This is a genomic window from Aeromonas sp. JL9 (assembly GCF_024436075.1).
Taxonomy (GTDB): domain Bacteria; phylum Pseudomonadota; class Gammaproteobacteria; order Enterobacterales; family Aeromonadaceae; genus Aeromonas; species Aeromonas veronii.
Genome location: NZ_JANFNV010000012.1, coordinates 44,024 through 68,497 on the forward strand (window position 1 = coordinate 44,024; position 24,474 = coordinate 68,497).

The 24,474-nt window shown below is 60.1% G+C and carries 23 protein-coding genes and 1 tRNA gene; 12 read left to right on the forward strand and 12 right to left on the reverse strand.

The window, feature by feature from the left end:
- Window positions 1-29: 29 nt before the first annotated feature.
- A complete protein-coding gene (locus NOM06_RS10950) occupies window positions 30-1,763 on the forward strand; it encodes a methyl-accepting chemotaxis protein (RefSeq protein WP_255911628.1) in 1,734 nt (577 codons plus the stop codon).
- Window positions 1,764-1,829: 66 nt separating this feature from the next.
- On the opposite strand, the gene trmA is transcribed toward NOM06_RS10950, so the two are convergent.
- Window positions 1,830-2,963 carry a tRNA (uridine(54)-C5)-methyltransferase TrmA gene (gene trmA, locus NOM06_RS10955; RefSeq protein ID WP_139735457.1) on the reverse strand — a complete coding sequence of 378 codons (1,134 nt, stop codon included), beginning with the start codon at window positions 2,961-2,963 and terminating at the stop codon, window positions 1,830-1,832.
- Between the two features lie 170 nt (window positions 2,964-3,133).
- Here trmA and NOM06_RS10960 point away from each other — a divergent pair, with 170 nt between their 5' ends.
- Together NOM06_RS10960 and NOM06_RS10965 are read left to right on the forward strand one after the other, a co-directional pair.
- On the forward strand, window positions 3,134-4,276 hold the full coding sequence (locus NOM06_RS10960) for a DUF5610 domain-containing protein (RefSeq protein WP_255911630.1): 1,143 nt from the start codon (window positions 3,134-3,136) through the stop codon (window positions 4,274-4,276).
- Window positions 4,277-4,365: 89 nt separating this feature from the next.
- Complete coding sequence (locus NOM06_RS10965) at window positions 4,366-4,899, forward strand: ATP--cob(I)alamin adenosyltransferase (protein WP_255911632.1); 534 nt, start codon at window positions 4,366-4,368, stop codon at window positions 4,897-4,899.
- Between the two features lie 99 nt (window positions 4,900-4,998).
- Here the strand turns inward: NOM06_RS10965 and malZ are convergent, their stop codons facing one another.
- The 9 genes from malZ to NOM06_RS11010 form a co-directional block, all read right to left on the reverse strand.
- Entirely contained in the window at window positions 4,999-6,828 is a 1,830-nt protein-coding gene (gene malZ, locus NOM06_RS10970) for a maltodextrin glucosidase (protein ID WP_255911634.1), read from the reverse strand.
- A 5-nt stretch (window positions 6,829-6,833) separates the two neighbouring features.
- Complete coding sequence (locus tag NOM06_RS10975; RefSeq protein WP_005355498.1) at window positions 6,834-7,664, reverse strand: HDOD domain-containing protein; 831 nt, start codon at window positions 7,662-7,664, stop codon at window positions 6,834-6,836.
- 88 nt (window positions 7,665-7,752) lie between these two features.
- Entirely contained in the window at window positions 7,753-8,169 is a 417-nt protein-coding gene (locus NOM06_RS10980) for an META domain-containing protein (protein ID WP_005340725.1), read from the reverse strand.
- A gap of 165 nt (window positions 8,170-8,334) precedes the next feature.
- Window positions 8,335-9,696 carry a molecular chaperone gene (gene yegD / locus NOM06_RS10985; RefSeq protein WP_075116201.1) on the reverse strand — a complete coding sequence of 454 codons (1,362 nt, stop codon included), beginning with the start codon at window positions 9,694-9,696 and terminating at the stop codon, window positions 8,335-8,337.
- Window positions 9,697-9,800: 104 nt separating this feature from the next.
- Complete coding sequence (locus NOM06_RS10990) at window positions 9,801-10,790, reverse strand: 2-hydroxyacid dehydrogenase (RefSeq protein ID WP_255911636.1); 990 nt, start codon at window positions 10,788-10,790, stop codon at window positions 9,801-9,803.
- Between the two features lie 74 nt (window positions 10,791-10,864).
- Window positions 10,865-11,359: a CreA family protein gene (locus NOM06_RS10995; protein WP_255911638.1), complete on the reverse strand. Its 495-nt coding sequence runs from the start codon at window positions 11,357-11,359 to the stop codon at window positions 10,865-10,867.
- 27 nt (window positions 11,360-11,386) lie between these two features.
- Window positions 11,387-11,833 carry a DUF962 domain-containing protein gene (locus NOM06_RS11000; protein ID WP_255911640.1) on the reverse strand — a complete coding sequence of 149 codons (447 nt, stop codon included), beginning with the start codon at window positions 11,831-11,833 and terminating at the stop codon, window positions 11,387-11,389.
- Between the two features lie 62 nt (window positions 11,834-11,895).
- Entirely contained in the window at window positions 11,896-12,753 is an 858-nt protein-coding gene (locus NOM06_RS11005; RefSeq protein ID WP_042081792.1) for a hypothetical protein, read from the reverse strand.
- Window positions 12,754-12,900: 147 nt separating this feature from the next.
- The gene (locus NOM06_RS11010) at window positions 12,901-13,287 is read right to left on the reverse strand and encodes a TraR/DksA C4-type zinc finger protein (protein WP_005356952.1); all 387 of its coding nucleotides are present in this window, start codon (window positions 13,285-13,287) and stop codon (window positions 12,901-12,903) included.
- Window positions 13,288-13,767: 480 nt separating this feature from the next.
- Between NOM06_RS11010 and NOM06_RS11015 the strand changes: the two genes are divergently transcribed.
- The 9 genes from NOM06_RS11015 to NOM06_RS11055 all read left to right on the forward strand — a co-directional run bounded on the left by NOM06_RS11015 (window position 13,768) and on the right by NOM06_RS11055 (window position 23,052).
- Entirely contained in the window at window positions 13,768-15,099 is a 1,332-nt protein-coding gene (locus NOM06_RS11015) for a glutamine synthetase family protein (protein WP_111900449.1), read from the forward strand.
- 276 nt (window positions 15,100-15,375) lie between these two features.
- Window positions 15,376-16,737, forward strand: a complete 1,362-nt coding sequence (locus NOM06_RS11020) for an aspartate aminotransferase family protein (protein WP_058056392.1) — start codon at window positions 15,376-15,378, stop codon at window positions 16,735-16,737.
- Window positions 16,738-16,790: 53 nt separating this feature from the next.
- Window positions 16,791-17,888, forward strand: coding sequence for an extracellular solute-binding protein (locus NOM06_RS11025; protein WP_005340709.1), 1,098 nt, complete (start codon window positions 16,791-16,793; stop codon window positions 17,886-17,888).
- A gap of 119 nt (window positions 17,889-18,007) precedes the next feature.
- On the forward strand, window positions 18,008-19,093 hold the full coding sequence (locus NOM06_RS11030) for a polyamine ABC transporter substrate-binding protein (RefSeq protein WP_005355476.1): 1,086 nt from the start codon (window positions 18,008-18,010) through the stop codon (window positions 19,091-19,093).
- A gap of 78 nt (window positions 19,094-19,171) precedes the next feature.
- Window positions 19,172-20,326, forward strand: coding sequence for a polyamine ABC transporter ATP-binding protein (gene potA, locus NOM06_RS11035; RefSeq protein ID WP_005340704.1), 1,155 nt, complete (start codon window positions 19,172-19,174; stop codon window positions 20,324-20,326).
- Window positions 20,323-21,228 (forward strand): ABC transporter permease subunit, encoded by a 906-nt coding sequence (locus tag NOM06_RS11040; protein WP_005340703.1) that lies wholly within the window; start codon window positions 20,323-20,325, stop codon window positions 21,226-21,228. The genes potA and NOM06_RS11040 overlap by 4 nt, the downstream gene beginning before the upstream one ends.
- The gene (locus NOM06_RS11045; protein WP_005340701.1) at window positions 21,225-22,070 is read left to right on the forward strand and encodes an ABC transporter permease subunit; all 846 of its coding nucleotides are present in this window, start codon (window positions 21,225-21,227) and stop codon (window positions 22,068-22,070) included. The genes NOM06_RS11040 and NOM06_RS11045 overlap by 4 nt, the downstream gene beginning before the upstream one ends.
- 45 nt (window positions 22,071-22,115) lie before the next feature.
- Window positions 22,116-22,820 (forward strand): MOSC domain-containing protein, encoded by a 705-nt coding sequence (locus NOM06_RS11050; protein WP_255911642.1) that lies wholly within the window; start codon window positions 22,116-22,118, stop codon window positions 22,818-22,820.
- Between the two features lie 155 nt (window positions 22,821-22,975).
- Window positions 22,976-23,052, forward strand: a tRNA-Pro gene (locus tag NOM06_RS11055).
- A gap of 235 nt (window positions 23,053-23,287) precedes the next feature.
- Here the strand turns inward: NOM06_RS11055 and NOM06_RS11060 are convergent.
- Both NOM06_RS11060 and NOM06_RS11065 read right to left on the reverse strand, forming a co-directional pair.
- A complete protein-coding gene (locus tag NOM06_RS11060) occupies window positions 23,288-23,815 on the reverse strand; it encodes a hypothetical protein (RefSeq protein ID WP_005356927.1) in 528 nt (175 codons plus the stop codon).
- 124 nt (window positions 23,816-23,939) lie between these two features.
- Entirely contained in the window at window positions 23,940-24,404 is a 465-nt protein-coding gene (locus NOM06_RS11065) for a thioesterase family protein (RefSeq protein WP_005355465.1), read from the reverse strand.
- Window positions 24,405-24,474 lie beyond the last annotated feature (70 nt).

The following is a 24,474-nucleotide window of genomic DNA, read 5'->3' on the forward strand; positions in this document are numbered from 1 at the left end:
TTGTCAGCCCTCTCTTCTGGAGGGAACCCATGCCATTCAAGGTCAAGATTTACCTCTTGCTGCTCCTGGCCATTCTGGTCACCATTGGCACTGCCGGGCTCAGCGTCAACCACTTCATCAGTGGTTACATTCGCACTCAGGCCACCCACAACATCACCGAGCAGATCACCCTGGTCAAAGAGAAGCTGGCCAGCGACATCAATCAGAAAATCCTGTTGGCCGCCAACCTCAACTTCGGGGTGACCAACGTCAAGAAGACCCTGCAAGAGACCGGCTTTCACAACATCGTCAAAGTGATCGGCGACATGGCCTTCGACGTGAGCGGGGTCATCAACGACAGCGCCAAAGTCGATGCCCTGCGCAAGCTGATCCCCGCCGCCAACAACCAGATCACCGTCAGCCCGCTGCAACAGGTGGATGGCAAGCCGGTCATCACCATTCTGGTGCCACGCGGTGCCGATTCTGCCTATCTCTACTACCTCGACATGAGCGAGTTCAAAAGCCTGCTGGAGAAGATGAGTGGCGATGGCCGCTACTTCACGCTGGCCGACAGTCAGGGCAACAACCTCTATGACAGCAAGCCGCAGGGGGAGAGCGAAGCGCGTCCCAACCAGCTGGATATTCGTGGCAGCAGCTGGACGCTGACCGGCTACATCGACCTTGACTACATCCGGGCCATGACCCGGGCTCTCAACGGCCAGATCATCATGGCGCTGTGCGGCGTGGCGATCGTGGTGATGGTGCTGGCGATGCTGGCGCTCAATGTGGCCTATCGCCCCATCCTCTCGCTGCGGGATCTGGTGCTGGAGCTCTCCCGCGGCAGCGGCGATCTCACCCGCCGATTGGCGGTAACCAGCAAGGATGACCTTGGCCAGATCTCGGCCGGGATCAACCGCTTTATCGAACGGTTGCAGGAGATGATGGGGGAGGTGCGGCAGGCGAGCGGACAGCTCAACAGTGGTATAGAAGGGCTGGCCAGCCAGACCGGCGCCGCCCAGTCTCTGCTGGCGGATCATGTACGCGAGACCGAGCAGGTGGTGACAGCCATCAACGAGATGAGCCGCACCGCGGTCTCCGTCTCCGAGAGTGCGGCCAGCACCGCCCAGCTCACCGGTCAGAGCCAGCAGCTGGCGAGCCAGTCCCGTCAGGTGGTGGATCAGGCCATGGCCAGCGTGATGGCGCTGGTGGACGAAGTGGAAGCCACTGCCCGCTCCATCGAAGCGATGCAGCAGGATGTGCAGCAGATTGGCTCAGTGCTCGGGGTGATCGGCAGCATTGCCGAACAGACCAACCTGCTGGCCCTCAATGCCGCCATCGAGGCGGCCCGCGCTGGTGAACAGGGTCGTGGCTTTGCGGTGGTGGCAGACGAGGTGCGTTCCCTCGCGGCCCGTACCCAGCAGAGCACAGCCGAGATCCAGACCATGCTGGCCAGCCTGCAGCGGGGCACCCGAACTGTGGTGGAGGCCATGGGCAACACCAAGCAGAGCTGTCAGGGGGCGGCCGAGAACACCACCAGGGTCAACGAGTCGCTGGATCTGATGGCGGGAGAAGTGGTGGAGATCAACGATCTCATCAGCCATATCGCCACGGCGGCGGAGCAGCAGAGCGCGGTGGCCGAAGAGATCAATCGCAACATGAGCGCCATCGCCGAAGTGATCCGCCAGCTGACCCACAATGGCGAAGCGACGGTCGCGAGCTCTGCGGCGATGCAGCAGACCTACGACCGGCTGCGGGAGATCGTGGGTCACTTCCGACTGGAGTGAGGCCGATGTTGAGTCAATAACAAAACAGGGCCATCCGGCCCTGTTTTGTTTTCCTGTCTGCCTGAATCAACCGGCCTTGCGGCGCAGATAGACCCCGGCTTCCATGTGATGGGTCCAGGGGAACTGGTCGAACAGGGCGAAACGGGCGATCTCGTGGGTTTCGCCCAGCACGGCCATGTTGGCCTGCAGGGTCTCGGGGTTGCAGGAGATGTAGAGGATGTTGTCGTACTCCTGCACCAGCTTGACGGTGGCATCGTCGAGACCGGCGCGGGGCGGGTCGACGAAGATGGTGTTGCACTGGTAGCTCTTGAGATCGACCCCCTTGAGGCGGTTGAACTCCCGCTCGCCACGCATCGCCATGGTGAACTCCTCGGCCGACATGCGCAGGATGATCAGGTTGTCGACGCCGTTGGCGGCGATGTTGAACTGGGCGGAGTCGACGCTCGGCTTGGCGATTTCGGTGGCCAGCACCTTGCGGAAGTTCTGCGCCAGCGCGATGGAGAAGTTGCCGTTGCCGCAATAGAGTTCCAGCAGGTCCCCTTCGCTCCCCTTGGTCACATCCAGCGCCCAGGCCAGCATCTGCTCGTTGATGGCGGCGTTGGGCTGGGTGAAGCTGTTCTCCACCTGTTTGTAGGTGAGCTGGCGACCCGCCACGTTGAGCTGTTCGATGACGAAGTCATCCCCCAGACAGATCTTCTGCTTGTGGGCGCGGCCAATCAGCTGCAGCTCGAACCCCTTGGCGCGCAGATCGGCCTGCAGCGCTTCGGCGGCCTGTTGCCATTCGGCCTCCAGCTTGCGGTGATAGAGCAGGCTGACAATAATCTGGCCGGACTGGGTGGAGAGGTAGTCGATCTGGAACAGTTTGCGGCGCAGCACCGGGTGTGGGCGCAGCCCCTCCAGCAGCAGCGGCATCAACTGGTTGATGAGGCGGCTGGCTGTGGGGAAGTGGTCTATCTTGATGATCTCTTTGGTCGCCGGGGCATACATGCAGTGGAAGAGGTCATCCCCTTCGTGCCAGATGCGAAATTCGGCGCGCATCCGGTAGTACTCCGCCGGCGAGCTGTGCACTTCCAGCGCCGGGAGGGTGAAGCCGGCAAACAGCTCGGTGAGGCGAGCGCGCTTTTCGTCGAGTTGGGCCTGATAGTCGGCCGCGGTTCTAGGCGCCGGAGCGTTCGCGGAAGGCTGTTGGGACTGGGTCATAAATACCTCACATGCACACCGGCCGGGCCGGGTCGAAATCGGGGGAAGGCAACAGGCCACCCAAAGGGGCCCGATTTTAAAAGCCAGCCGCAGATTGTCCAGTATTTTGTGGTCAAGAAGTGTTCAGTCAGGCCGATAGCTGATCTACAGGCATGGTGGGAGGACACATTATGCAGATCGAAGGCGTGGGCGCAGCCCAACCCAAGGGAGTGGGTGTTTCTCCCAAATCGCCGCAACAGGCGGAGTCGAAACAGGTCAAGAGCGAGGAGGAGGTCTCCTTGCACAAGCCGCCCAAGTGGGCGCAGGTGCTGATCCAGCAGGCGTTGCAGTTCTCGCTGGAGATCAACGGCCAGGGCTATCAGGCGCCGAAGGTGAAAGAACCCGAAGAGATCACGCCGGAGACCCTGTTCGACTTCCAGTCGGTGGCGGACAACGTGCTGCAGTTCGTGACCGGGCGGCTCGGTGCCGCGCGGGCCGATGGCAAATCCGACGACGACCTGACCGGGATGATGGAGCAGGCCCGCAAGGGGGTCGACAAGGGCTTTGACGAGGCGAAGAAACAGCTCGGCAAGTGGGCGACTGACAACGACGATATCAAAACCGGTATCGATCAGAGTTACAAGCTGATCCAGAAAGGGCTCGAGGAGTTCGAGAAGGAGTTCTTCGGCAAGGTCTCCCCGACCGACATGGGACAGGCCGAGATGGCCAGTCGCCAGCAGGGGTATCTGGAGATCCAGACCAAGGATGGCGACAAGGTGGTGCTGCGCTTCAACGACAGCTGGCAGACCAAGTCCCAGAGCAGCGAGAGCGGCAGCCAGTTCAGCCTCAAATCGAGCCAGAGCTTCAGCTTCTCGCTGGAGGGGGATCTCAACAGTGACGAGATGGAGTCCATCGGCAAGCTGGTCAAGGGGATCGACGAGCTGGCGGGGAACTTCTTCTCCGGCAACTTCGAGGATCTGCTGGACAAGGCGGGCGAGCTGAAACTGGATGACAGCCAGCTGGCCTCCTACTCCCTCAAGCTCAAGCAGAGCGTCAAGCTGAGCCAGACCTATCAGGGGGCGCACTCCCTGCAGGATCTGATCAAGCCGTTTGCCGACTACCTGCCGAAGCTGGATCAGGTGCAGAAACAGGCGGATAGCCTGCTGCCCCCAGCCCAACAACAGGCGTTGACCCCGGCCGTGCTGGCCGCGAGAGGAGAAGAGGAACCGGCGCAGGTCGATCGCTTCACCAGCTTCAACCAGCGGATGCTGGAGGCGCTGCGGATGATCAACCAGTTCCAGCCCTCCACCGAGCCCGCCAGTAAGAACGCCTGAGCCACAGCGCGTAACGCAAGTAATGAGCTGCCGTTTGCCAGCCTTTTCCGGGGCTGGCAAACTGGCCTTTTCTCCAATCCGGTTGCCCCATGAACCCCAAGAAGCCAAGAGACAAGCGCGAGCTCTGCTACCCCTTTATCTTCGAAACCTCGTTCAAATGTGATTTTGAAATCGCCACAGACGAGCTCTGCTGTCAGGTCGGGGCCGTGCTGTCACACCTTGCACCGGATGCCGATACCGAGCCCATGCTGGTGGATCTCGCGGCGTTGCAGCGGCTTATCTACAACCTAAACGGCTCGGTACGCGGCAAGCTGGGGATCTTCGACGCAGACCTTGAGTGGCTCAAGGCCCGTTACGACCACTATAACGAGGCGAGTCGCGGCAGCGTCACCGGTTTTGTGCTGCCACAGGGGCCACAGCCCATTCCAACCCTCCATCTGTGCCGCTGCGGCGGCAAGAAGGTGGTGCGGCTGCTGGTCCGGCTGGAAGAGAGCGGGGTGGCCTTCGATCCCATTCTCTATCGCTTCGCCAACCTGCTGGCCAACTTCTTCTTCGTGCTTACCGTCTACCTCAAGCAGCGCTGGCAGGTGCCGGAAGTGCCCTACGTCAGCATCAACTACTGATGGCGGCAGGCAAGGGGCCAAACGTCATGGTGGATTGAACGGAATAAAAAACCGGAGCCTTGGGCTCCGGTTTTGTTTTTCTGCGTGTCAGTTGCCCGCTCAGCTGGAGATCAGCACTCTGGCCGAGTTGGCCGGGATGGTGAGCTGCAATTCACCCTGCACCACTTCGAACTTCTCGCCGTTGAAGGCATCGGTGAAGCGGCTGGCGGGGCTGGCGGTCTGCCACAGGGGCAGGCTGATGGTGCGCGGCTCGCTCGGGTGACGGTTGCAGGCCACCACCACCTGATCGCTTTGCAGGGTGCGGGCGAACACATAGCTGTGCGGGCCGGCGTAGAGGGTCTGGATATCGCCACGGCGCAGTGAGGGGCGCTGGCGGCGGATCTGGATCAGCCGACGGTAGTGGTCGTGCAGCACGTGATCCCAGTCTGTGGTATCCCACGGGAAGCAGCGGCGGCAGTCCGGGTCGTTGCCGCCGGAGAGCCCCACTTCATCGCCGTAGTAGATGGAGGGCACGCCGATATAGGTGAGCAGCAGGGTGGCGGCCAGCTGCATCCGCTGCTTGTCTTCACCCAGCAGATGGAGGAAACGGGCGGTATCGTGGCTGTCCAGCAGATTGAACTGGGCCAGCTGGTTCTTGAACGGGATGTGGGCCCGCGCCAGTTTGAGCCAGCGATCCAGCTCTTCGGCGCTGATCTTGATGGGGTGGTAGGCGATATCCTTGCCAGCCAGGAAGGCACGGATCGGGTGGGCGAAGCCATAGTAGTTCATGGCACCATCCTCCTGATCTCCTTGCAGCCACTGGCTCGCCTCGAAGAAGTGTTCACCGAGCACATAGGCGTCCGGGTTCTCCTGCTTCACTGCCCCGCGAATGGCGCGCACGTGACTGCGATTGCCCTCGGCGGTGCCGCGTTCGCCCAGCATGTGGATGACGTCAAAGCGCCAGCCATCGATCTGGTAGGGGGCGCGCATCCAGTAGCGCAGGATGGCATCGTCAGCCCGATAGACGGCGTCCTGCACCTTCTCGCAGGAGAAGTCGAGCTTAGGCAGGCTGCGAATGCCCTTCCAGCTGACGTAATCCCCTTCGTTGTCAAAGGTGTAGAAGCTGCGCCACGGGGAGTCCGGGTTGCTCTGGGCCCCCAGTGGCGGGCAGAACCAGGGGTGCTCGGTAGAGGTGTGGTTGACCACCGCATCGAGGATGATCTTCATGCCGCGCTGGTGCAGGTTGCGGGTCAGCTCGGCGAACTGCTCGTTGCTGCCGAGGTGGGCATCCACCTTGAAGTAGTCCTGGGTGTCGTACTTGTGGTTACTCGGCGAATCGAAGATGGGGTTGAGGTAGAGCGCCGTCACCCCGAGGGATTGCAGGTAGTGCAGCTTGGCATCGATCCCCGCCAGATCGCCACCGTAAAACTCGCAGGCGCCGTGGCCCTCTTCGTGACGGCTGACCGGCTCGCCCCACGCCTTGCTGATGACCGCCTTGCCACGGTACTCGTACTCGTGATGCTTGACGCTTAGCGACGGATCGCCGTTGCAGAAGCGGTCGGGGAAGATCTGATAGAACACCTGATCCTGCACCCAGGCTGGTGGCTGGTGCAGGCTGTTGAAGCGAAAATGCTGTTCCCGTGGCGGCATGGACGCGCTGACGCCCGCCCCGTGCAGCCACCACTGCTCCTCGTCGGTGAGGCACTTGAAGCTGTAGAGGTGGATATCCTGTCCCTTGATGAGCGGCAGGGTCGCCTGCCACACCTGCAGCCGATCGCGGGTGGAGACTGCCGTCATCGGGATCAGGTACTCCTCGTTATCCGGCTCGTGGCGCAGCCACACCTCGCGGATCGGCGCATCCAGCTCGCTAAAAAGGGTCAATTGCAGTGCGTTGGCGCTCTCTTTGAACCAGGGCGCCACCTGGGGATGAAACAGAAACGGATGGGTCATGATGCTTATTGAGTCAGAAGATCGGCGAGGGCATTACCCTGTTCATGCAATGTTTCGAGCTGGCCTGCCAGCGACTTGGGATCCAGTCCCAACTGGTCGGCGAGCGGCTTGGGGAAGCGGGCGATGATGGCCTGGGCAGGCACGCCCGCGTTCCAGGCGAAGGAGATAAAGACCGCCAGACGGATCAGCACCGCCTCCTTGCTGACCGGATCGTGGGAGAGCGGGTCAAGCTGTTGGGAGATGGCATCGACGAAGGCCTCGGAGAGGTTCCAGCGCCGCGCCAGCTCGGCACCGAGCTGGGCGTAGTCGTAACCCAGCATCTCCCGCTGTGCCTCGACCCGGCTGCTGCCGTTCTGGATCGCCATGTTGATGAGCTCGGCCTCTTCCGGCAAGGTGCTCTGGATAAGCAGTTCGCCGATGTTGTGGATCAGGGCGCAGGTGAAGGCGGTCTCGGGATCCATCACCTTGGCCTCCTGGGCCAGGGTTTTGGCGATGGTGGCGACCTGGAAGGTCTCGGTCCAGAACTTGTTCTTGTCGAAGCTGGGCGGGGCCTTGAAGGTGCCGATGATGCCGGAGGCGACCACCACGGAGCGCAGCCGGTTGAAGCCGAGCCGGATCACCGCCTGTTCAATAGAAGTCACTTCGTTGCCCCGGCGCAGGGCGGCCGAGTTGGCCATCCGCAGCACCTTGACGCTGATCACCTGATCCATGGCGATCTTGGCCGCAATCTCGTCGATGCGGGCATTCTCGTCGTTGAAGCTCTGCATCAACTCGTGCAGCAGCTTGGGAATAGTGGGGAGTTGTTTGATCTTGTCAAACAGGCGATCCATCGACATGGCTGAGGCAGCCTCCGTTGCGAACTCTGCCTCATATTGTGCCACAGCCGGACAACATGTTCCTGTTTGTGATGCGGCTTTGTGAGCGCTAGAACACCCAGTCGCGCAAGGTGTATTCCAAACGGTGCTGTTTGCCCTGCAGGATCAGGTTCTGACTGGTGCCGCTCAGGGTTGCCCCCTCGGTAAGGGTGGTCAGCACGGCCTGTTCGATGGTGTCGAGCGGTGGCATGCAGGCCATTTCGGTGCTGCCCAGACTGGTGACCCACAGTTTGTCATCTTCCAGATGGCCCTGACCGAAGTAGCGGTTGCAACCGGCGATACCGTTGACGGTGAAGTGCTCGCCGATCTCGAAATCGGGGGGATTGTCGCGGGGGGCCTTGATCGGTTCGCCATCCAGTTTGCTCAGTACCCAGTGGTGGTGTTGCAGATCTTGCTGAACAAAGGCGGTCGAGCTGCAGCCAGCGAGCAGTAACAGGGGGATCAGCAAAAAGGGCAATCTGGGCATGAGGGGGCTCCGGTTGGGGGAGCGTCAAGAATACCCTTTTTGGGCAGTCGGGAGCAGGGCGGGAGAGGGGACGACCGACCGCTTCTGTCGCCCCTTGTCCCGCACGACTGTCGCTTAATGGCAACACACGGGTGATGTTGCCATCGATTTACGCTATCTCAGGGCTCAGTTGGCGAACAGCCGCTCGGCATAACGGGCGAGACCGGCGGCCACCGAGCCGAAGTCATCGCCCCCCTCAAGCGGGATGGACGGGAGCTTCTGGCGGATAAAGCTGGCGATCAGCGGCGAGCGGGCGCTACCACCGGTGACGAAGATGCGATCCGGCTGCACACCGGCGGCGGCAATCGCTTCGTCCATCAGCTCGCCAATCTTCTCCAGCAGCAGGGCCGAGGCGTTGGCCAGCTGTTCGCGGGTCAGCTCCGCTTCCAGCCCTTTTTCCAGCTCGGCCAGCGACTGGCGATTGAGCTCCTGCTCCGAGAGGGCGATCTTGCCCTGCTCGGCACGCCACACCAGCTGGTGGCTCAGCTTGTGTGCCCGCAGGTTGGCCAGACGCCCCAGCTTGCTGCCGGGTTGGCTGTCGAGCTGCAGATCCTGCAGCTGGCGGGCGGTGTCGAGGCTGTAGAAGCGGCTCTGGGCGCTGACGTCGTTGATGGCAGCCGCATCCCAGAACAGCGGGTGGGGCAGCGGCTTGCCGGTCTTGAGGGTCTCGTGCATGCCGAGCAGCGGCATCATCCCCTCCACCGTCAGGCGGATGTCGAAGTCGTTGCCACCGATCCGCTGGCCGCTGTGGCCGAGCAGATCGCCGCTGCGATCCAGCTGATCGCGGTAGCTGGGACCCATCCGCAGCATGGAGCAGTCGGTGGTACCGCCGCCGATATCCACCACCAGTACCACGGCGTCTTCGGTGAGGCGCGCCTCGAATTCAAACCCGGCGGCCACCGGTTCATAGAGGAACTCCACCTGCTCGAAACCGGCCAGACGGGCCGCCTCGGTCAGGATGGCAATAGCTTGCTGGTTGCTCTCTTCCCCCGCCAGACCCTGGAAGTTGACCGGTCGACCGATCACCGCCTGACGGATCGGGGCGCCGAGCTGCTGCTCCGCCTGCTGACGGACATGGAGCATCATGGCGCAGACGATATCTTCAAACAGGGCGATCTGGGGGGCCTTGAGGCCATAGGCACCGAGGAAGGATTTCGGCGATTTGATGTAGTAGCCGTCGTCCGGCTCTTCCAGATAGCGCTCCAGCGCGGCACCGCCAAAGCTCAGCTCGTCGATCAGTCCCTCTTCGCGCATCTGGCGGCGAACCATCTGGGCACGGGTGACCACGGGGCCACGCAGCTTGAGGTACTCCGCCTGCTGGGCGGGGGCCAGCCCTTCGGCCAACAGACCGGCGATAGCATCCCGGTGGGGGGCATGCAGGGTGGAGGGGAGATAGCGGGATGCACCAAGATTCAGCAGCCTGGGGCTACCTTGTTCCATCACGGCCACGGCACAGTTGGAGGTGCCGTAATCAAATCCGATAAACATGGGCGCCAGACTCCTGAATAAAAAAGGGGGGCTAGCCTACCCGAAGGCGCCGGGTCTCACAACCCGGCGCACCGCAATGAAGAACAGGATGAAGGGATTAGCCCTTATTCCACTTCGTTGTCGCAGCGGCCCTGGCTCTCGATGGCGCGGATATTACCGAGGGTGGTATCGGCGATGGCGTGCAGTGCCTCGCGGGTCAGGAACGCCTGATGGCCGGTGAACAGCACGTTGTGGCAGGCGGACAGACGGCGGAACACGTCATCGGTGATCACTTCGTTGGACTTGTCGGAGAAGAAGAGATCCTCTTCCTCTTCGTAGACGTCCAGCCCCAGCGCGCCAATGCGGGAGGTCTTGAGCGCCTCGATGGCGGCGTTGGAGTCGAGCAGGCCGCCACGGCTGGTGTTGATGATCATCACCCCGTCCTTCATCTTGGCGAATGCCTCCTTGTTCAACAGGTGGTAGTTCTCTTTGAACAGCGGGCAGTGCAGGCTGATGATGTCGGATTGGCGGAACAGGGTATCGAGATCCACGTACTCGGCACCCAGCTCGATGGCTGCCGGATTCTGGTAAGGATCGTTCACCAGCAGGCGAACCCCGAACCCCTTGAGGATGCGCAGGGCGGCCAGACCGATCTTGCCGGTACCGATGACGCCAACGGTCTTGCCATGCATGTTGAAGCCGACCAGCCCTTCCAGCGAGAAGTTGGCGTCGCGGGTGCGCTGATAAGCCTTATGGATGCGGCGGTTGAGGCACATCATCATGCCGACGGCGTGTTCTGCGGTCGCCTCGGGGGAGTAGGCGGGCACCCGCACCACTTTCAGCCCCAGCTCTTTGGCGGCGGCCAGATCCACGTTGTTGTAACCGGCGCAGCGCAGGGCAATCACCTGGGTGCCGTTGGCTGCCAAGTCGGTCAATACCTCGCGGTCGGCATCGTCATTGACAAACAGACACACCACCGGGAAGCCGTGAGCCAGTCGGGCCGTTTTGGCCTCCAGCCGCACATCGAAAAACTCCAGGTCGAAGCCGTACTGGCTGTTGGCCTGGTTGAAATGCTCTTTGTCATAGCTCTTGGTACTGAATACGGCGACTTTCATGGTATGTGCTCCGCAGCGTGTGTGTCGTCAAATTACAACAAAATGAGTCAGCTATCACCGGACAAACCGGCTGGTTATTGTCCCCACGGCATAATGGGAACGGCGCTGACTGCACTTTTGTACGAACCATCCACCAGTTTGGTGCTGTAGGTCAGGTAAACCAGTGCATTGCGTTTCTTGTCGTAAAAACGCACCACTTTCTGCTCCTTGAACACCAATGAAGTGCTGACATCGAACACCTCTTCCCCCGCTTTCAGCTTTTCGGGCAGGGTGATGGGGCCGATCTGGTGGCACGACAGGGAGGCGTGGGAGGGATCTTCCGCCAGTCCCAGCCCGCCTTTGACGCCACCAGTCTTTGGGCGAGCCAGATAGCAGGCGACGCCGTCGATGCGCGGGTCGTCGAACGCCTCCACCAGGATCTTGTGGTTGGGGCCAAACAGCTTGAAGGCTGTGCTCACTTCACCGACCGGGTCGGCCTTGTCGGCCTGTGCCGGGCCGGCAAACAGGGCCCCCAGCAGCAGGGGCAGGGCGCGGCGCAGGGCATTATGTCGCGTGTGGTTATGTGTCATGGTCTCTCCTGTTGGCCTGGCCCCCCTTCAATAGGGAATGCCCAGGCGACGATAGAGGCTGGCAAGCACCCAGGCGGGGCCTATCAGCAGAAATTGCAGGTCGGCGAGGAAGGAGGGGCGCTTGCCCTCGATCTTGTGGCCGACAAACTGGGCTATCCAGAGCAGCACGAACGCTGCCACGGCGGGCCACAACAGCGGCCCCTGCCATTGGTGGCAGAAGGCCAGCCCGAGCGCGGTCAGCCCGGCCATCCCCGCGAACAGCGAAAACGACAGCTGCAGATAGAACAGCAGCACTGGAATGGCTGCCACTGCCGCCCAGTTGAGGGGCTCTGGCAAGGGCCCGTGTGGCAGACACCAGAGCAGCGCCAGCGAGCAGAGATAGATGCCCGGCACCGCCAGTTTGTGGATGGCGACGTTTGTCGGATGGCGATGGCTCTGGCCGTACTGCGCAAACCACTCCTGGATTCCCTTCATGGCACCTCCCTGGCGCACTGTGTTCTCGCTGCCTGACCTTCGTGGTCAGGCGCTCGCGATGCTTATCCCTGCGGTGGATACTCCCAATATTGGGCCGGAATGGATTTTAGCAACGGGGTCATATCCGGATTGGGCAGGGCGATGGTGACCCGCTGATCGAGGTTGGCGCTGGCGAGCGCTTCGCGGATCTTGGGGTTGTCATTGAAGAACTTCATAAAACTGCCATCGGCATAGGCACGCTCCAACCCGGTCTGAATCGCCTTGGCCAGCTTGGGGTATTCGGGGCTGACGAAGAAGAACTGGGCGAAGGGGTAGCGGATCAGCAGATGCTGCTCGATGGCGAGGTTGGGATACTGCGCCACCAGCTCGCTGCGCTCGGCGAAGATCTCCACTAGGGCGCGCGGGAAGAAGTCGATCTTGTCGCCGTCGTTGATAAGGCGAAACAGGCTGCTGTATCGGCCGGAGAAGGTCGGGATGCCCGCATTTTCCAGAATTTTGTTATCGGCCCAACCGACCCCTTGCGCCGCCTTCAGCTGTTTGAGGTCGGCCAGGGTATTGATCTGGTTGAACTTCTCTTGGGCATCCGCGTGGATGAAGGACAGCCGCAATCCTTCCAGCCCGCGAAACAGCGGAATGGGGACGGCAATCAGGGAGGATTCGAGTGCGCTGGAGGTGCCCATCCAGAAGACGTTGATGGTCTTGCCCTTGCTCAGCTGCTGCTGGAGGGTGAACTGGTTGAGGTCGAGTTCGACAGGCTGGATGCGAAAGGGTTGCCCGGAGCGGGTCAGGGCCAGTTCCAGCAGCTTGTACTGGTACTCCTGGTCAAGATTGTTGACGGGACGGCTGGGGACCTTGACCGTCAGAACCTGTGCTTGTGCCAGCAGTGGCAGGCACAAACACAGCTTGATGAGCCATTTCACTCTCTGTTCTCCTGTAGATTCCGGAAGGTGTCCGGAGTCTAACAGAACTTGTCACCATCTTGCTGCGAGGCGTTGTGCAAGGTTTGAGCGCAGGGCCCTGCCTTGCTGGCGTCTGTTGCACCAGAATGGTGACGGTTCTTCGAAGAATCAGGCGACGCGACGGAACACGTGGGTATCGTTAAATTCCTTGGTGCTCTGGCATTCGACGCAGAAACGGGATTCCGGACGGGCATGCAGCCGCTTGAGGGAGATCTCGTCACCGCAAGATTCGCAGTAACCAAAATCTCCTTCGCTGATGCGCTTCAATGCGCCCCGCAGCTTGCGCAGGTGCAGCTTGTCGTGCTCGATGCGGTTCAGCTCCAGACGGCGGGCTTCCTCGATACTGGCACGGTCAATTTCATCAGCCATCTCGTTGGTGTCGGTGGCGATGGCCTGGCTGGCCTGGGAGTTCAGGCGCTCTTCGAGCTCGACGATCTGTCGCTCGATCTGCCCCTTGTAAAAGGCCAGTTGGTCTTCAGTCATGAAATCACACATACGATTAACTACCAGTCAGTTTACTAACCCAATTATCCCTGTTTATGGGGGCTGTCTGCCTACAGACCAAGCCCTTGTATCCCGATTTGCACCTGTTTCATGCAAGAGAGTGCAAATCAGGGCGGGCCTTGTACCAAAAAAATGCAGCCAAGCAAAGCAAATAGGATAAGGATTGTGCGCCCTTGCAAAAAAATGGCCCGTTCCTGCGGGGGATTGGTCGGGATCTGGCGTCCGCTTCACCCTCTGTTGGCATCGCCTTTGCAACGATGAGAGGGGTGGGCTTCGTACGGATTTGAGTGTTTAGTATTTGGTGCCGCCTTGGTCATTATATGCGCCGTTATTTATAGTTTTTTAAACACGCCCGCTTGACATTGCCCTTGATGGCGGGCTTTTATGGTGGTGTTGATTACAATTTTATAACAAGGGTGTTCCATATATTAGACACCCTTGCCAATGGCAACCGTAAAGTCGGGGTTTAACATGGACAGTATCAAAGGCTGGATGGAGAGCAATCGCATCACGGAGGTGGAGTGCCTGTTCCCGGATTTCACCGGCAACGCCCGGGGCAAGATCATCCCAGCCAACAAGTTTTTGCGCGAAGGGGGCATGCGTCTGCCCGAGGTGATTTTCACCCAGACAGTGACAGGTGAGTATCCGGATGACGACAGCATGATCGACCCGCTGGAGCGGGACATGCAGCTCTATCCTGACCCCAACACCATCCGTTTTGTCCCCTGGGCGCTGGAGCCCACTGCACAGGTGATCCACGACTGTTTCGACGTCAACGGCAAGCTGATCGACATAGCGCCGCGCTCCGTGCTGCGTCGGGTTCTGTCATTTTACGAGAAGCAGGGCTGGAAGCCGGTGGTGGCGCCCGAGCTGGAATTCTATCTGGTCACCCGCAACGAAGACCCCGACTATCCGCTGGTGCCGCCGGTCGGTCGCAACGGCCGCCCTGAGACCGCCCGCCAGTCGTTCAGTATCGATGCGGTCAACGAGTTCGACCCCATTTTTGAAGACATGTATGACTACTGCGAGGCGCAGGAGCTGGAGGTGGACACCCTGATCCACGAGTCGGGCGCCGCCCAGATGGAGATCAACTTCCTGCATGGTGATGCCATCGATCTGGCGGATCAGGTGTTCCTGTTCAAGCGCACCATGCGTGAGGCCGCTCACCGCCACGGCATCTATGCCACCTTCATGGCCAAGCCGATGAGCGACGAACCGGGGTCGGCCATGCACATCCACCAGAGTCTGGAAGATGTGAACGGCCACAACCTGTTCGGTACCGCGAGTGGCGGCAATAGCGAACAGTTCATGCACTTTATCGCCGGTTTGCAGAAATACACCCCGGCGGTGACCGCCCTGCTGGCCCCCAACGTCAACTCCTACCGCCGCCTCACCTTTGGCGAGAGCGCGCCGCGCAACGTCCAGTGGGGTGTCGAGAACCGCACCTGCGGCCTGCGGGTGCCCTTCTCCGACCCGAGCGCACGGCGGGTGGAGAACCGTTTCGCCGGTGCCGATGCCAACCCCTATCTGGCGCTGGCCGCCACTCTGGCTTGTGGCTATCTCGGCATGATGGAGAAGCTGGAGCCGCTGCCGGAGATGAAGTCGAGCGCCTATGACCTGCCCTACAGCCTGCCCCGCTCGCTGGAGGAGGCACTCAGCCATCTCGAACAGTGCGAGCCCATCAAGGAGATGCTGGGGGAGCGATTCACCCGCGCCTTCGTCGCGGTTAAACGCAAAGAGTACGAGACCTACTTCGGGGTGATCAGTCGCTGGGAGCGGGAGTTCCTGCTGCTGAACGTCTGATCCCTCTGTAACGGGGAGGGCGGAGTCTGCCTCCCCGGTCCCTGTATCGAAGAGACCGGAACGCGAGTCAGGTGGCGGCTGCCACCTGTGAGTGGTTGTGGCCGAAAGAGCGCTGCGACCTGGATTGATTAACGATTGAATCTTGCCAAATCGAAGGCGCAGGGGCGTAACGAATGCAGCAGACACGCCGTGAGTGACTGTGGCTGCGAACGTGCCAACGCACCTGACTATTTGACGACTGAATATTGCTAAATCGAAGGAACCGAGGAGCAACAAATGCAGCAGACAACCCGTGAGTGGCAACAACTGGATGCCAGCCACCACCTGCACCCCTTTACCGACTTTCAGGCCCTGAACAAGAAGGGTTCGCGCATTATTACCAAAGCCAGCGGCGTCTATCTGGAAGACTCCGAGGGAAAACGCATTCTCGACGGCATGGCGGGCCTGTGGTGCGTCAATATGGGCTATGGCCGCCAGGAGCTGGTGGATGCCGCTACCCGCCAGATGCAGCAGTTGCCTTACTACAACCTCTTCTTCCAGACCGCTCACCCGCCGGTGATCGAGCTGGCGACCCTGCTGGCCGAGGTGACGCCAGCCCATCTCAACCACGTCTTCTTCACCGGCTCCGGCTCCGAGTGCAACGATACCGTGCTGCGGATGGTGCGCCACTACTGGGCCAGCAAGGGGCAGCCTGATAAACAGGTGATCATCAGTCGCCATAACGCCTATCACGGATCCACCGTGGCAGGGGCGAGTCTGGGCGGCATGAAGGGGATGCATGCCCAGGGTGGTCTGCCCATTCCCGGCATAGTGCACATCGACCAGCCCTATCACTTCGGTGAGGGGCAGGGGATGAGTGCCCACGAGTTCGGGCTGGAGCGGGCCCGTCAGCTGGAGCAGAAGATTCTGGAGCTGGGGGTGGACAAGGTGGCTGCCTTTATCGGCGAGCCGATCCAGGGGGCGGGCGGCGTCATCATTCCGCCTGACAGCTACTGGCCGGAGATCCAGCGCATCTGCGATCACTACGGCATCCTGCTGATCGCCGACGAGGTGATCTGCGGCTTTGGCCGTACCGGTCACTGGTTTGCCAGCGAAGGGTTTGGCATCAAGCCGGACCTGATGTGTCTGGCCAAGGGGATCACCTCCGGTTATCTGCCGCTCGGCGCTGTGATGGTCAGTGACCGGGTTGCCAAGGGGCTGGTGGAGGAGGGGGGCGAGTTCAACCACGGCTTCACCTACTCGGGCCATCCGGTCTCTTGCGCCGTGGCGGTGGCCAATATCCAGCTTATGCAGAAAGAGAGCATAGTTAAGCGAGTGCATGATACCATCGGCCCCTATTTGCAGCGTCGCTGGGCGGAGCTGGCCGATCATCCGCTGGTGGGAGAAACCCGAGGCAAAGGATTGGTCGCCGCGCTGGAAATTGTTGAGGACAAGCAGACCAACCGGCGTTTTCCGGCTCAGGCAAATGCGGGGATGACTTGCCGGGAGTTCTGCTTTAACAATGGCTTGGTGATGAGGGCGGTAGGCGATACCATGATCATATCGCCCCCCTTGGTCATCACCGAGGAACAGGTTGATGAATTGGTCGATCTGGCCAGGCGTAGTCTGGATCTGACAGCCGCAAAGCTGAAGGGTTGAGGTGGGTCGGGCAGGTTGGCATGCGCATACAATTTGCTTAGGAGACAAGGATGATGTCTTTCAAAACAGGAGTGATCGCTGCCTCTGTGGCTCTGGTCATGGCAAGTGCCGGAGCAATGGCTGAAGAGAAGGTGTTGCACGTCTACAACTGGAGCGACTACATAGCGCCGGATACCCTGGATAATTTCCAGAAGGAGACGGGGATCAAGGTGGTCTATGACGTGTTCGACAGTAACGAGGTACTGGAAGCCAAGTTGCTGGCGGGTAGTTCGGGCTACGATATCGTGGTGCCATCCAACCCCTTCCTGGCCAAGCAGATCAAGGCGGGCGTGTTCCAGAAACTGGACAAGTCCAAGCTCTCCAACTGGCAAAACATGGATGTTGACCTGCTCAAGGCGCTCGAGCCGAGCGATCCTGGCAACCAGTACTCCATCCCCTATCTGTGGGGCACCATCGGCTATGCCTACAACGCCGAGAAGGTGAAAGCCGTGCTGGGGGCCGATGCCCCGGTCAACTCCTGGGATCTGGTGTTCAAGCCGGAGAACATGGCCAAGTTGAAAGAGTGTGGCGTCTCCTTCCTCGATTCACCGACCGAAATGCTGCCGGCTGCCCTGCAATATCTGGGCTTCAAACCGGATAGCCAGAAACCGGCCGAGCTGAAGAAGGCTGAAGAGCTGTTCCTCTCCATCCGTCCCTATACCGCCTATTTCCACTCCTCCAAGTACATCTCGGATCTGGCCAACGGCAACCTCTGCGTCGCGGTCGGTTACTCCGGTGACTTGCAGCAGTCCAAGGCGCGGGCAGCCGAGGCCAAGAATGGTGTCGCGCTCACCTACACCATTCCGAAAGAGGGGGCAGGCAGCTTCTTTGACATGATCGCCATTCCGGCGGATGCCAAGAACGTCGAGGCAGCCCACACCTTCATCAACTATCTGATGAAGCCCGAGGTGATCGCCAATATCACCAACGTGGTGCAGTTCCCGAACGGCAACAAGGCGGCGACCCCGCTGGTGGATGAGGCGATCCGCACCGATCCGGGTATCTACCCCGATGCGGCGACCCTGCAGAAGATCTACACCTTCCCGGATCTGCCGGCCAAGGTGCAGCGTCTGATGACCCGCAGCTGGACCAAGATCAAGTCCGGCAAGTAAGTAACGAATGCCCCTCCCGGTCCGCAGTTCGGCCGGGAGGGTAGTGATGCCATCCATCCGGATGGGCCGCGCGAATGGATGCGCAGACGGTCAACCACTGAAACAGGAGAACTGACACCGTGAATACAACCAGATTGCTAACCATAGCGCTGACCATGGGATTGGCGAATGTGGCCCAGGCTGCCCCTGTGCTGCACTTCTACAACTGGTCTGACTATATCGGTGAGACCACCCTCAGCGATTTCCAGCAGGCGACCGGGATCAAGACCGTCTATGACGTGTTTGACTCCAACGAGACCCTGGAAGGCAAGTTGCTGACGGGGCGGACCGGTTACGATTTGGTGGTGCCCTCCAATAATTTCCTGGCCAAGCAGATCAAGGCGGGAGCCTTCCAGAAACTGGATAAATCCCTGCTGCCCAATCTGGCCAACCTGGATCCCGTGCTGCTCAAGCAGCTCGACAAGGTGGATCCGGGTCATCAGTACGCGGTGCCCTATCTGTGGGGGACCAACGGCATCGGCTACAACGTCGACAAAATCAAGGCGGTGCTGGGGGTCGACAAGATTGACTCCTGGGCCACCATCTTCGAACCGGAAAACATGGCGAAACTCTCTCGCTGCGGCGTCGCCTTTCTCGACTCTGCCGACGAGATGATCCCTGCTGCCCTCAACTACCTCGGGCTCGATCCCAACAGTCATGCGACGGGGGATATCAAGCAGGCCGAGGCGCTGCTGCTCAAGGTGCGGCCCTATGTGGCCTACTTCCACTCCTCCAAATACATCGGCGATCTCGCCAATGGCGACATCTGTGTAGCGGCCGGTTTTTCCGGCGACATCCTGCAAGCCGCTGCCCGCGCCGATGAAGCTGGCAAGGGGGTGAAAATTGCCTACAGCATTCCGAAAGAGGGGGGCAATCTCTGGTTCGACATGATGGCGATCCCGTCCGATGCCACCAATGTCAAAGAGGCGCACGCTCTCATCAACTACGTCCTGCAGCCCGAAGTGATCGCCAAGGTCAGCGACTATGTGGGCTACGCGAATCCCAACTCAAGGGCGGGCGAGTTTATGGATGAGGCGGTGCGCAACAATGAGGAGGTATATCCCCCTCAGGCCGTGCTGGAGCGACTCTATGTGCAGGAAGCACATCCCCGCTCGGTACAGCGTCTAATCACCCGGAGTTGGACCAAGATCAAGTCCGGTACCTAACCTTGGTGCCCGTTCGGGGGCGCCAAATCGCTTTTATGGATCGGCCGCAAGGCCGGTATCACGTTGGGGAGTTTGGTAATGGCGATAGCCTCCAGTGCCTACAAGAAAGCCCTCGAGGGCAGTCAGCAGCGCAAAGAAGTGCTGGTGAAAATTGATCGGGTAAGCAAGCAGTTCGACGAAACGCTGGCGGTCGATAACGTATCTCTCAATATTCACAAGGGGGAGATTTTCGCCCTGCTCGGTGGCTCCGGTTCCGGCAAATCGACCCTGCTGCGGATGCTGGCCGGTTTCGAACGCCCGACCGAGGGGCGGCTGTTCCTCGACGGGGTCGACATCACCGACATGCCCCCCTATGAACGCCCCATCAACATGATGTTCCAGTCCTACGCCCTGTTCCCCCATATGACGGTGGCCCAGAACATCGCCTTTGGCCTCAAGCAGGATGGCCTGCCCAAGGCCGAGATCGATGCCCGGGTGGAGGAGATGCTCAAGCTGGTACAGATGACCCAGTATGCCCGCCGCAAACCGCATCAGCTCTCCGGTGGCCAGCGCCAGCGGGTGGCGTTGGCTCGCTCGCTAGCCAAGCGTCCCAAGTTGCTGCTGCTGGATGAACCCATGGGGGCGCTCGACAAGAAGCTGCGTTCCAAGATGCAGCTGGAGCTGGTTGAGATCATCGAGCGGGTCGGGGTGACCTGCGTCATGGTGACCCACGATCAGGAAGAGGCCATGACCATGGCGGAGCGGATCGCCATCATGCACCTCGGCTGCATCGAGCAGATCGGCAGCCCGATGGATATCTACGAGACCCCGGCCAGTCGGCTGGTGTGCGAGTTCATCGGCAACGTCAACCTGTTTGACGGCCTGCTGGTGGAGGATGAGCAGGACCACGCCACCATCGCCTGCGCCGATCTGGAGCAGCCCATCTATGTGGGCCACGGCATCAGCTCCCGCGCCGAGAACAAGAAGGTGACCTATGCCCTGCGGCCGGAAAAACTGCTGATGAGTCTGCAAAAGCCGGAGGAGATCGAGCACCCGGACTTCAACTGGACCAAGGGGGAGGTCTATGACATCGCCTATCTGGGCGGTCACTCGGTTTATCACATCCAGCTGCCCTCGGGCAAAATCGTTCAGGCTTTCATCGCCAATGCCGAACGCCACGGCAAGCGGCCAACCTGGGATGACCAGGTGTTCCTCTACTGGGAAGATGACAGCGGCGTGGTGCTGCAATCATGAAGTTCTTGCAACGACTGAAGCGGGTCGGGGGGCGCCGACTGGTGATTGGCATCCCCTTCTTCTGGCTGTTCCTCTTCTTCCTGCTGCCCTTCGTCATCGTGGTGAAGATCAGTTTTGCGGAAGCGGATGTGGCGATCCCGCCCTACACCGACGTGGTGAGCTGGGCCGACAATCAGCTCACCATTCTGCTCAACATGGGCAACTACCTGCTGCTGCAGGAGGATGAGCTCTATATCGCGGCCTATCTGGGCTCCCTCAAGATGGCCTTCGTCAGCACTTTGCTCTGCCTGCTGATTGGCTATCCGATGGCCTACTCCATCGCCCGGGCCAACAAGGAGACCCAGACCGTTCTGCTGCTGCTGATCATGATGCCGACCTGGACCGCCATTCTGATCCGGGTCTACGCATGGATGGGGATCCTCAGCAACAACGGCCTGCTCAACAGCGTCTTGCTGGGGATCGGGGTGATCGACGAACCGCTGCAGATCCTCAACACCAACCTGGCGGTCTATATCGGCATCGTTTACTCCTACCTGCCCTTCATGGTGCTGCCGCTCTACGCCAATCTGGTCAAGCATGACCAGAGCCTGCTGGAGGCTGCTTCCGACCTGGGGGCCCGCAACCTGACCCGTTTCTGGCAGATCACGGTGCCGCTCTCCAAAAACGGCATTATCGCCGGCTGCATGCTGGTGTTTATTCCGGTGGTGGGGGAGTTCGTTATTCCGGAAATGCTGGGCGGCCCGGAGACCCTGATGATCGGCAAGGTGCTGTGGCAGGAGTTCTTCAACAACCGCGACTGGCCGGTTGCCTCTGCGCTGGCGGTAGTGATGCTGGCGGTGCTGATCATTCCGATCATCCTCTTCAACCGTAACCAGGCCAAAGAGCTGGAGGGCAAGGCATGATGAGACGTTTCGGTTTTGCCAAGCTGATGCTCTGGCTGGGGCTGCTGTTTATCTACCTGCCCATGATCATCATGGTGATCTACTCCTTCAACGCCTCCAAGCTGGTGACGGTGTGGGGTGGCTGGTCGCTCAAGTGGTACTTCGGCCTGCTCGACAACAAGCAGCTGATTGGATCTGTGTTCCGCTCGCTGGAGATCGCCTTCTACACCGCGATCGCTGCAGTGGCGCTGGGGACGGTGGCGGCCTTCGTGCTGACCCGAATTCCCCACTTCCGTGGTCGCACCCTGTTCGGCGGCATGGTAACGGCGCCGCTGGTGATGCCCGAGGTGATCACCGGTCTGTCACTGCTGCTGCTGTTCGTGGCGATGGCCCAGCTGGTGGGCTGGCCCGCCGAGCGGGGCATGTTGACCATCTGGATCGCCCACACTACCTTCTGTACCGCCTATGTGGCGATTGTGGTGTCGGCGCGGTTGCGGGAGCTGGATCTCTCCATCGAGGAGGCGGCGATGGATCTTGGCGCCAAGCCGTGGAAGGTGTTCTTCCTGATCACTATCCCGATGATCGCCCCCTCGCTGGCGGCAGGTGGCATGATGTCGTTCGCCCTGTCGCTGGATGATCTGGTGCTGGCGAGCTTCGTCTCCGGCCCGGGCTCCACTACCCTGCCGATGGAGGTCTTCTCGGCGGTGCGGCTCGGGGTTAAACCCGAGATCAACGCGGTGGCCAGCCTGATCCTGCTGTCGGTATCGCTCTTTACCTTCGGCAGCTGGTATCTGATGGCCAGGGCGGAGAAGCGCCGTCGTGCCGAGATCGCCATGACCACCCAGATGCAGGCCGTCGTCTGACGCCATGATAAGATCCGCCTACTCTCGTCAACCTGGAGGATGAGTATGCGGATCTCCCTTTTTCGCGGTCGTGGCACCGAGCTGGTGCCCGGCCTCACCAGCGCCATTCACAAGCAACCGATCTCTGCACCAGTTCGCTGTACCTTTGCCGGTCTGGAAGGGGATGAGCAGTGTGACCTGCGCCACCACGGTGGCCCGGATCGGGCGCTCCACTACTATCCTGCCGATCACTATCTCTGGTGGCAGACCTGGCAAACCGCGCTGGGCTTGTCTGCGCCACGTACACCCTGGCAACCTGCCGCCTTTGGCGAGAACCTCTCCGGTCTCGGGCTGACCGAGGCGCAAGCCTGCATTGGCGATGTCTATCGACTCGGTGAGGCGCTGATCCAGATCAGCCAGCCGAGATCCCCCTGTTTCAAGCTCAACCAGCGCTTTGGCTATGGCCAGATGTCGCAGGTGATGCAACTGAATGGCCGTTGTGGCTGGCTGCTGCGGGTGCTGGAGGAGGGCATGATCGCGCCTGACACGGCCATGGAACTGGTAGACAGACCCTATCCCGAACTGACGGTGAAGCGCACGGCGGACATTCTGTTCAATCAGGTGCGCAACGAGACTGACCTGCTGCTGTTGCTGGAGAATCCGGCCCTCTCGCCCAACTGGCGCCAGCATGCAGCCGACTGGCTGGAGCATGGCACTGTGGCTGACTGGCAGCGCCGTCTGCTGGGGCCCGCATCCCTGCGCCTGGCCTGACGGCCGGTTGCCGGAATGTCACCAGCTGGCTGCAGTCCGGTAAACGGGTGAAAAGAGTGCTGAATAGTTGAGCGAACAGCACTTTTTTTCCTGCCAAATGCAAAAAAGGCTTGTGTCGGGTCTGGGCTTTCGGTAAATTCCCGTCCCGCAGACATCGGTGTGTAGCGCAGCTTGGTAGCGCACTTCGTTCGGGACGAAGGGGTCGGAGGTTCGAATCCTCTCACACCGACCAAATTTGAAAAGGCCGCTCAATAGAGCGGCCTTTTTGCATTTATCCTTCCTGTTTTCCCGATTTTCTTTAGCTGCTGACCTGCTGTATGCAGGGGCGAAGCAAGACCACAGACATTAAAAGGGCCACCGCTCGGTGGCCCATCGGTGGAGTCTGATCCTGACTCCGGCACTCTAGATTGTGGCAATCTCGCTATGGGTCTTGTCTATGGTGCCCTCCTTGCGCGCCAGGCGCTTACTCAGATATGCCAGTGCTGATGCCGCAAAGCCTTGAAACTGTGTTGAGGCAGCAAGGCCGCGTGCTTGGGGTACTCACTAATGAAATGTTCTATTCCCTCCATCAGTTGTGCACGTAATGAAATCACGGGCTCATGCCAGGCTTGCAGGCATAGATGGCCGGGGATCAACTGCTCCTGATAATCTTCCAGCAGCTGTTCTGGCCAGGGTTCAATACCGGAATTGCGTTGCAGCAAATAGTGGGCGGCGGGTTCACGGGCATAAATGAACTGAATTTGGGCCAGATCGCGTTGGCATAGCGTTTGACTGTTGATGTGACAGGTCAAATATTTTCCCGTTTTCAGATCCAGAAAGTGACCGCGTTGCCGACAGGGAACGATGCGATACCAAGGCAGGGGTGAGGAGAGAGAATACCCCTCAAGCTCCTGTTCCAACCAGTGGCGACACTCGGGTGTTTGCACCTCGTCGAGCATGGACTCGAGCTGTGTCAACAAGGCTCTGGATGGTTTGATGGCCAGTTTCGCACTCATCGCCTGCAATCCTCCCTCTGCACACAATCCCGACTATCAGTATGGACCTTGTTCGGCCTGAGGGGGTAAGGAATCTAATGATTAAAAGTGGATTAGCCGTGTGGTTTTTATGCACTAACTTGGTTCAACCCACCAGATAGGTACCAGTGCCGAAGGCGATGTGGGTGCCCTCTTCGTTGTGCAGCTCCATCCGGGCGACAGCGACCTTGCTGCCAGCCCGGATGATGTGGGCGGTGGCGATAAACTCGTTGCCGCGTCCCGGGCGCAGGTAATCCACCCGCAGATCTATGGTACCGAGGCGGGCGAAGCGCTCCTTGAGATAGCTGGGGGAGAACTCCTCCAGCTCGTCGATGCAGGAGGCCGCGACTATCATGCCGCCCGCTACATCCAGCAGCGTGGCTGTGACGCCGCCATGCAGGATGTTGTGGAAAGGGTTGCCGATCAGCTTCTCATCCATCTTGATGCGCAGCTCCACCTTGTCGAAGTCGTAGTGGGTCACCTGCATGCCGATCAGCTTGTTGAACGGCATCTTCTCGGCAAACAGGTTGGCAATGCCACTGAGCGCCATCTTCTTGAGCATCTGTTTCATTCTCTGATCCCGATCCTTGTCATCAAAGCCGAGTAAAAACTCCAGCCAGTCTGCAACAGTTCCTTAACAG

Bases quoted from the DNA above. Each gene is read 5' to 3' on its own strand.
- yegD (WP_075116201.1), bottom strand. From the start codon at position 9,696: ATGTTTATCGGATTTGATTACGGCACCTCCAACTGTGCCGTGGCCGTG.
- NOM06_RS11025 (WP_005340709.1), top strand. From the start codon at position 16,791: ATGTCTTTCAAAACAGGAGTGATCGCTGCCTCTGTGGCTCTGGTCATG.
- NOM06_RS11010 (WP_005356952.1), bottom strand. From the start codon at position 13,287: ATGTGTGATTTCATGACTGAAGACCAACTGGCCTTTTACAAGGGGCAG.
- NOM06_RS10965 (WP_255911632.1), top strand. From the start codon at position 4,366: ATGAACCCCAAGAAGCCAAGAGACAAGCGCGAGCTCTGCTACCCCTTT.
- NOM06_RS10975 (WP_005355498.1), bottom strand. From the start codon at position 7,664: ATGTCGATGGATCGCCTGTTTGACAAGATCAAACAACTCCCCACTATT.
- NOM06_RS11060 (WP_005356927.1), bottom strand. From the start codon at position 23,815: ATGAGTGCGAAACTGGCCATCAAACCATCCAGAGCCTTGTTGACACAG.
- NOM06_RS11065 (WP_005355465.1), bottom strand. From the start codon at position 24,404: ATGAAACAGATGCTCAAGAAGATGGCGCTCAGTGGCATTGCCAACCTG.
- NOM06_RS11045 (WP_005340701.1), top strand. From the start codon at position 21,225: ATGATGAGACGTTTCGGTTTTGCCAAGCTGATGCTCTGGCTGGGGCTG.
- NOM06_RS10960 (WP_255911630.1), top strand. From the start codon at position 3,134: ATGCAGATCGAAGGCGTGGGCGCAGCCCAACCCAAGGGAGTGGGTGTT.
- trmA (WP_139735457.1), bottom strand. From the start codon at position 2,963: ATGACCCAGTCCCAACAGCCTTCCGCGAACGCTCCGGCGCCTAGAACC.
- potA (WP_005340704.1), top strand. From the start codon at position 19,172: ATGGCGATAGCCTCCAGTGCCTACAAGAAAGCCCTCGAGGGCAGTCAG.
- NOM06_RS10950 (WP_255911628.1), top strand. From the start codon at position 30: ATGCCATTCAAGGTCAAGATTTACCTCTTGCTGCTCCTGGCCATTCTG.
- NOM06_RS11050 (WP_255911642.1), top strand. From the start codon at position 22,116: ATGCGGATCTCCCTTTTTCGCGGTCGTGGCACCGAGCTGGTGCCCGGC.
- NOM06_RS10990 (WP_255911636.1), bottom strand. From the start codon at position 10,790: ATGAAAGTCGCCGTATTCAGTACCAAGAGCTATGACAAAGAGCATTTC.
- NOM06_RS10995 (WP_255911638.1), bottom strand. From the start codon at position 11,359: ATGACACATAACCACACGCGACATAATGCCCTGCGCCGCGCCCTGCCC.
- NOM06_RS10980 (WP_005340725.1), bottom strand. From the start codon at position 8,169: ATGCCCAGATTGCCCTTTTTGCTGATCCCCCTGTTACTGCTCGCTGGC.
- NOM06_RS11020 (WP_058056392.1), top strand. From the start codon at position 15,376: ATGCAGCAGACAACCCGTGAGTGGCAACAACTGGATGCCAGCCACCAC.
- NOM06_RS11015 (WP_111900449.1), top strand. From the start codon at position 13,768: ATGGACAGTATCAAAGGCTGGATGGAGAGCAATCGCATCACGGAGGTG.
- malZ (WP_255911634.1), bottom strand. From the start codon at position 6,828: ATGACCCATCCGTTTCTGTTTCATCCCCAGGTGGCGCCCTGGTTCAAA.
- NOM06_RS11000 (WP_255911640.1), bottom strand. From the start codon at position 11,833: ATGAAGGGAATCCAGGAGTGGTTTGCGCAGTACGGCCAGAGCCATCGC.
- NOM06_RS11040 (WP_005340703.1), top strand. From the start codon at position 20,323: ATGAAGTTCTTGCAACGACTGAAGCGGGTCGGGGGGCGCCGACTGGTG.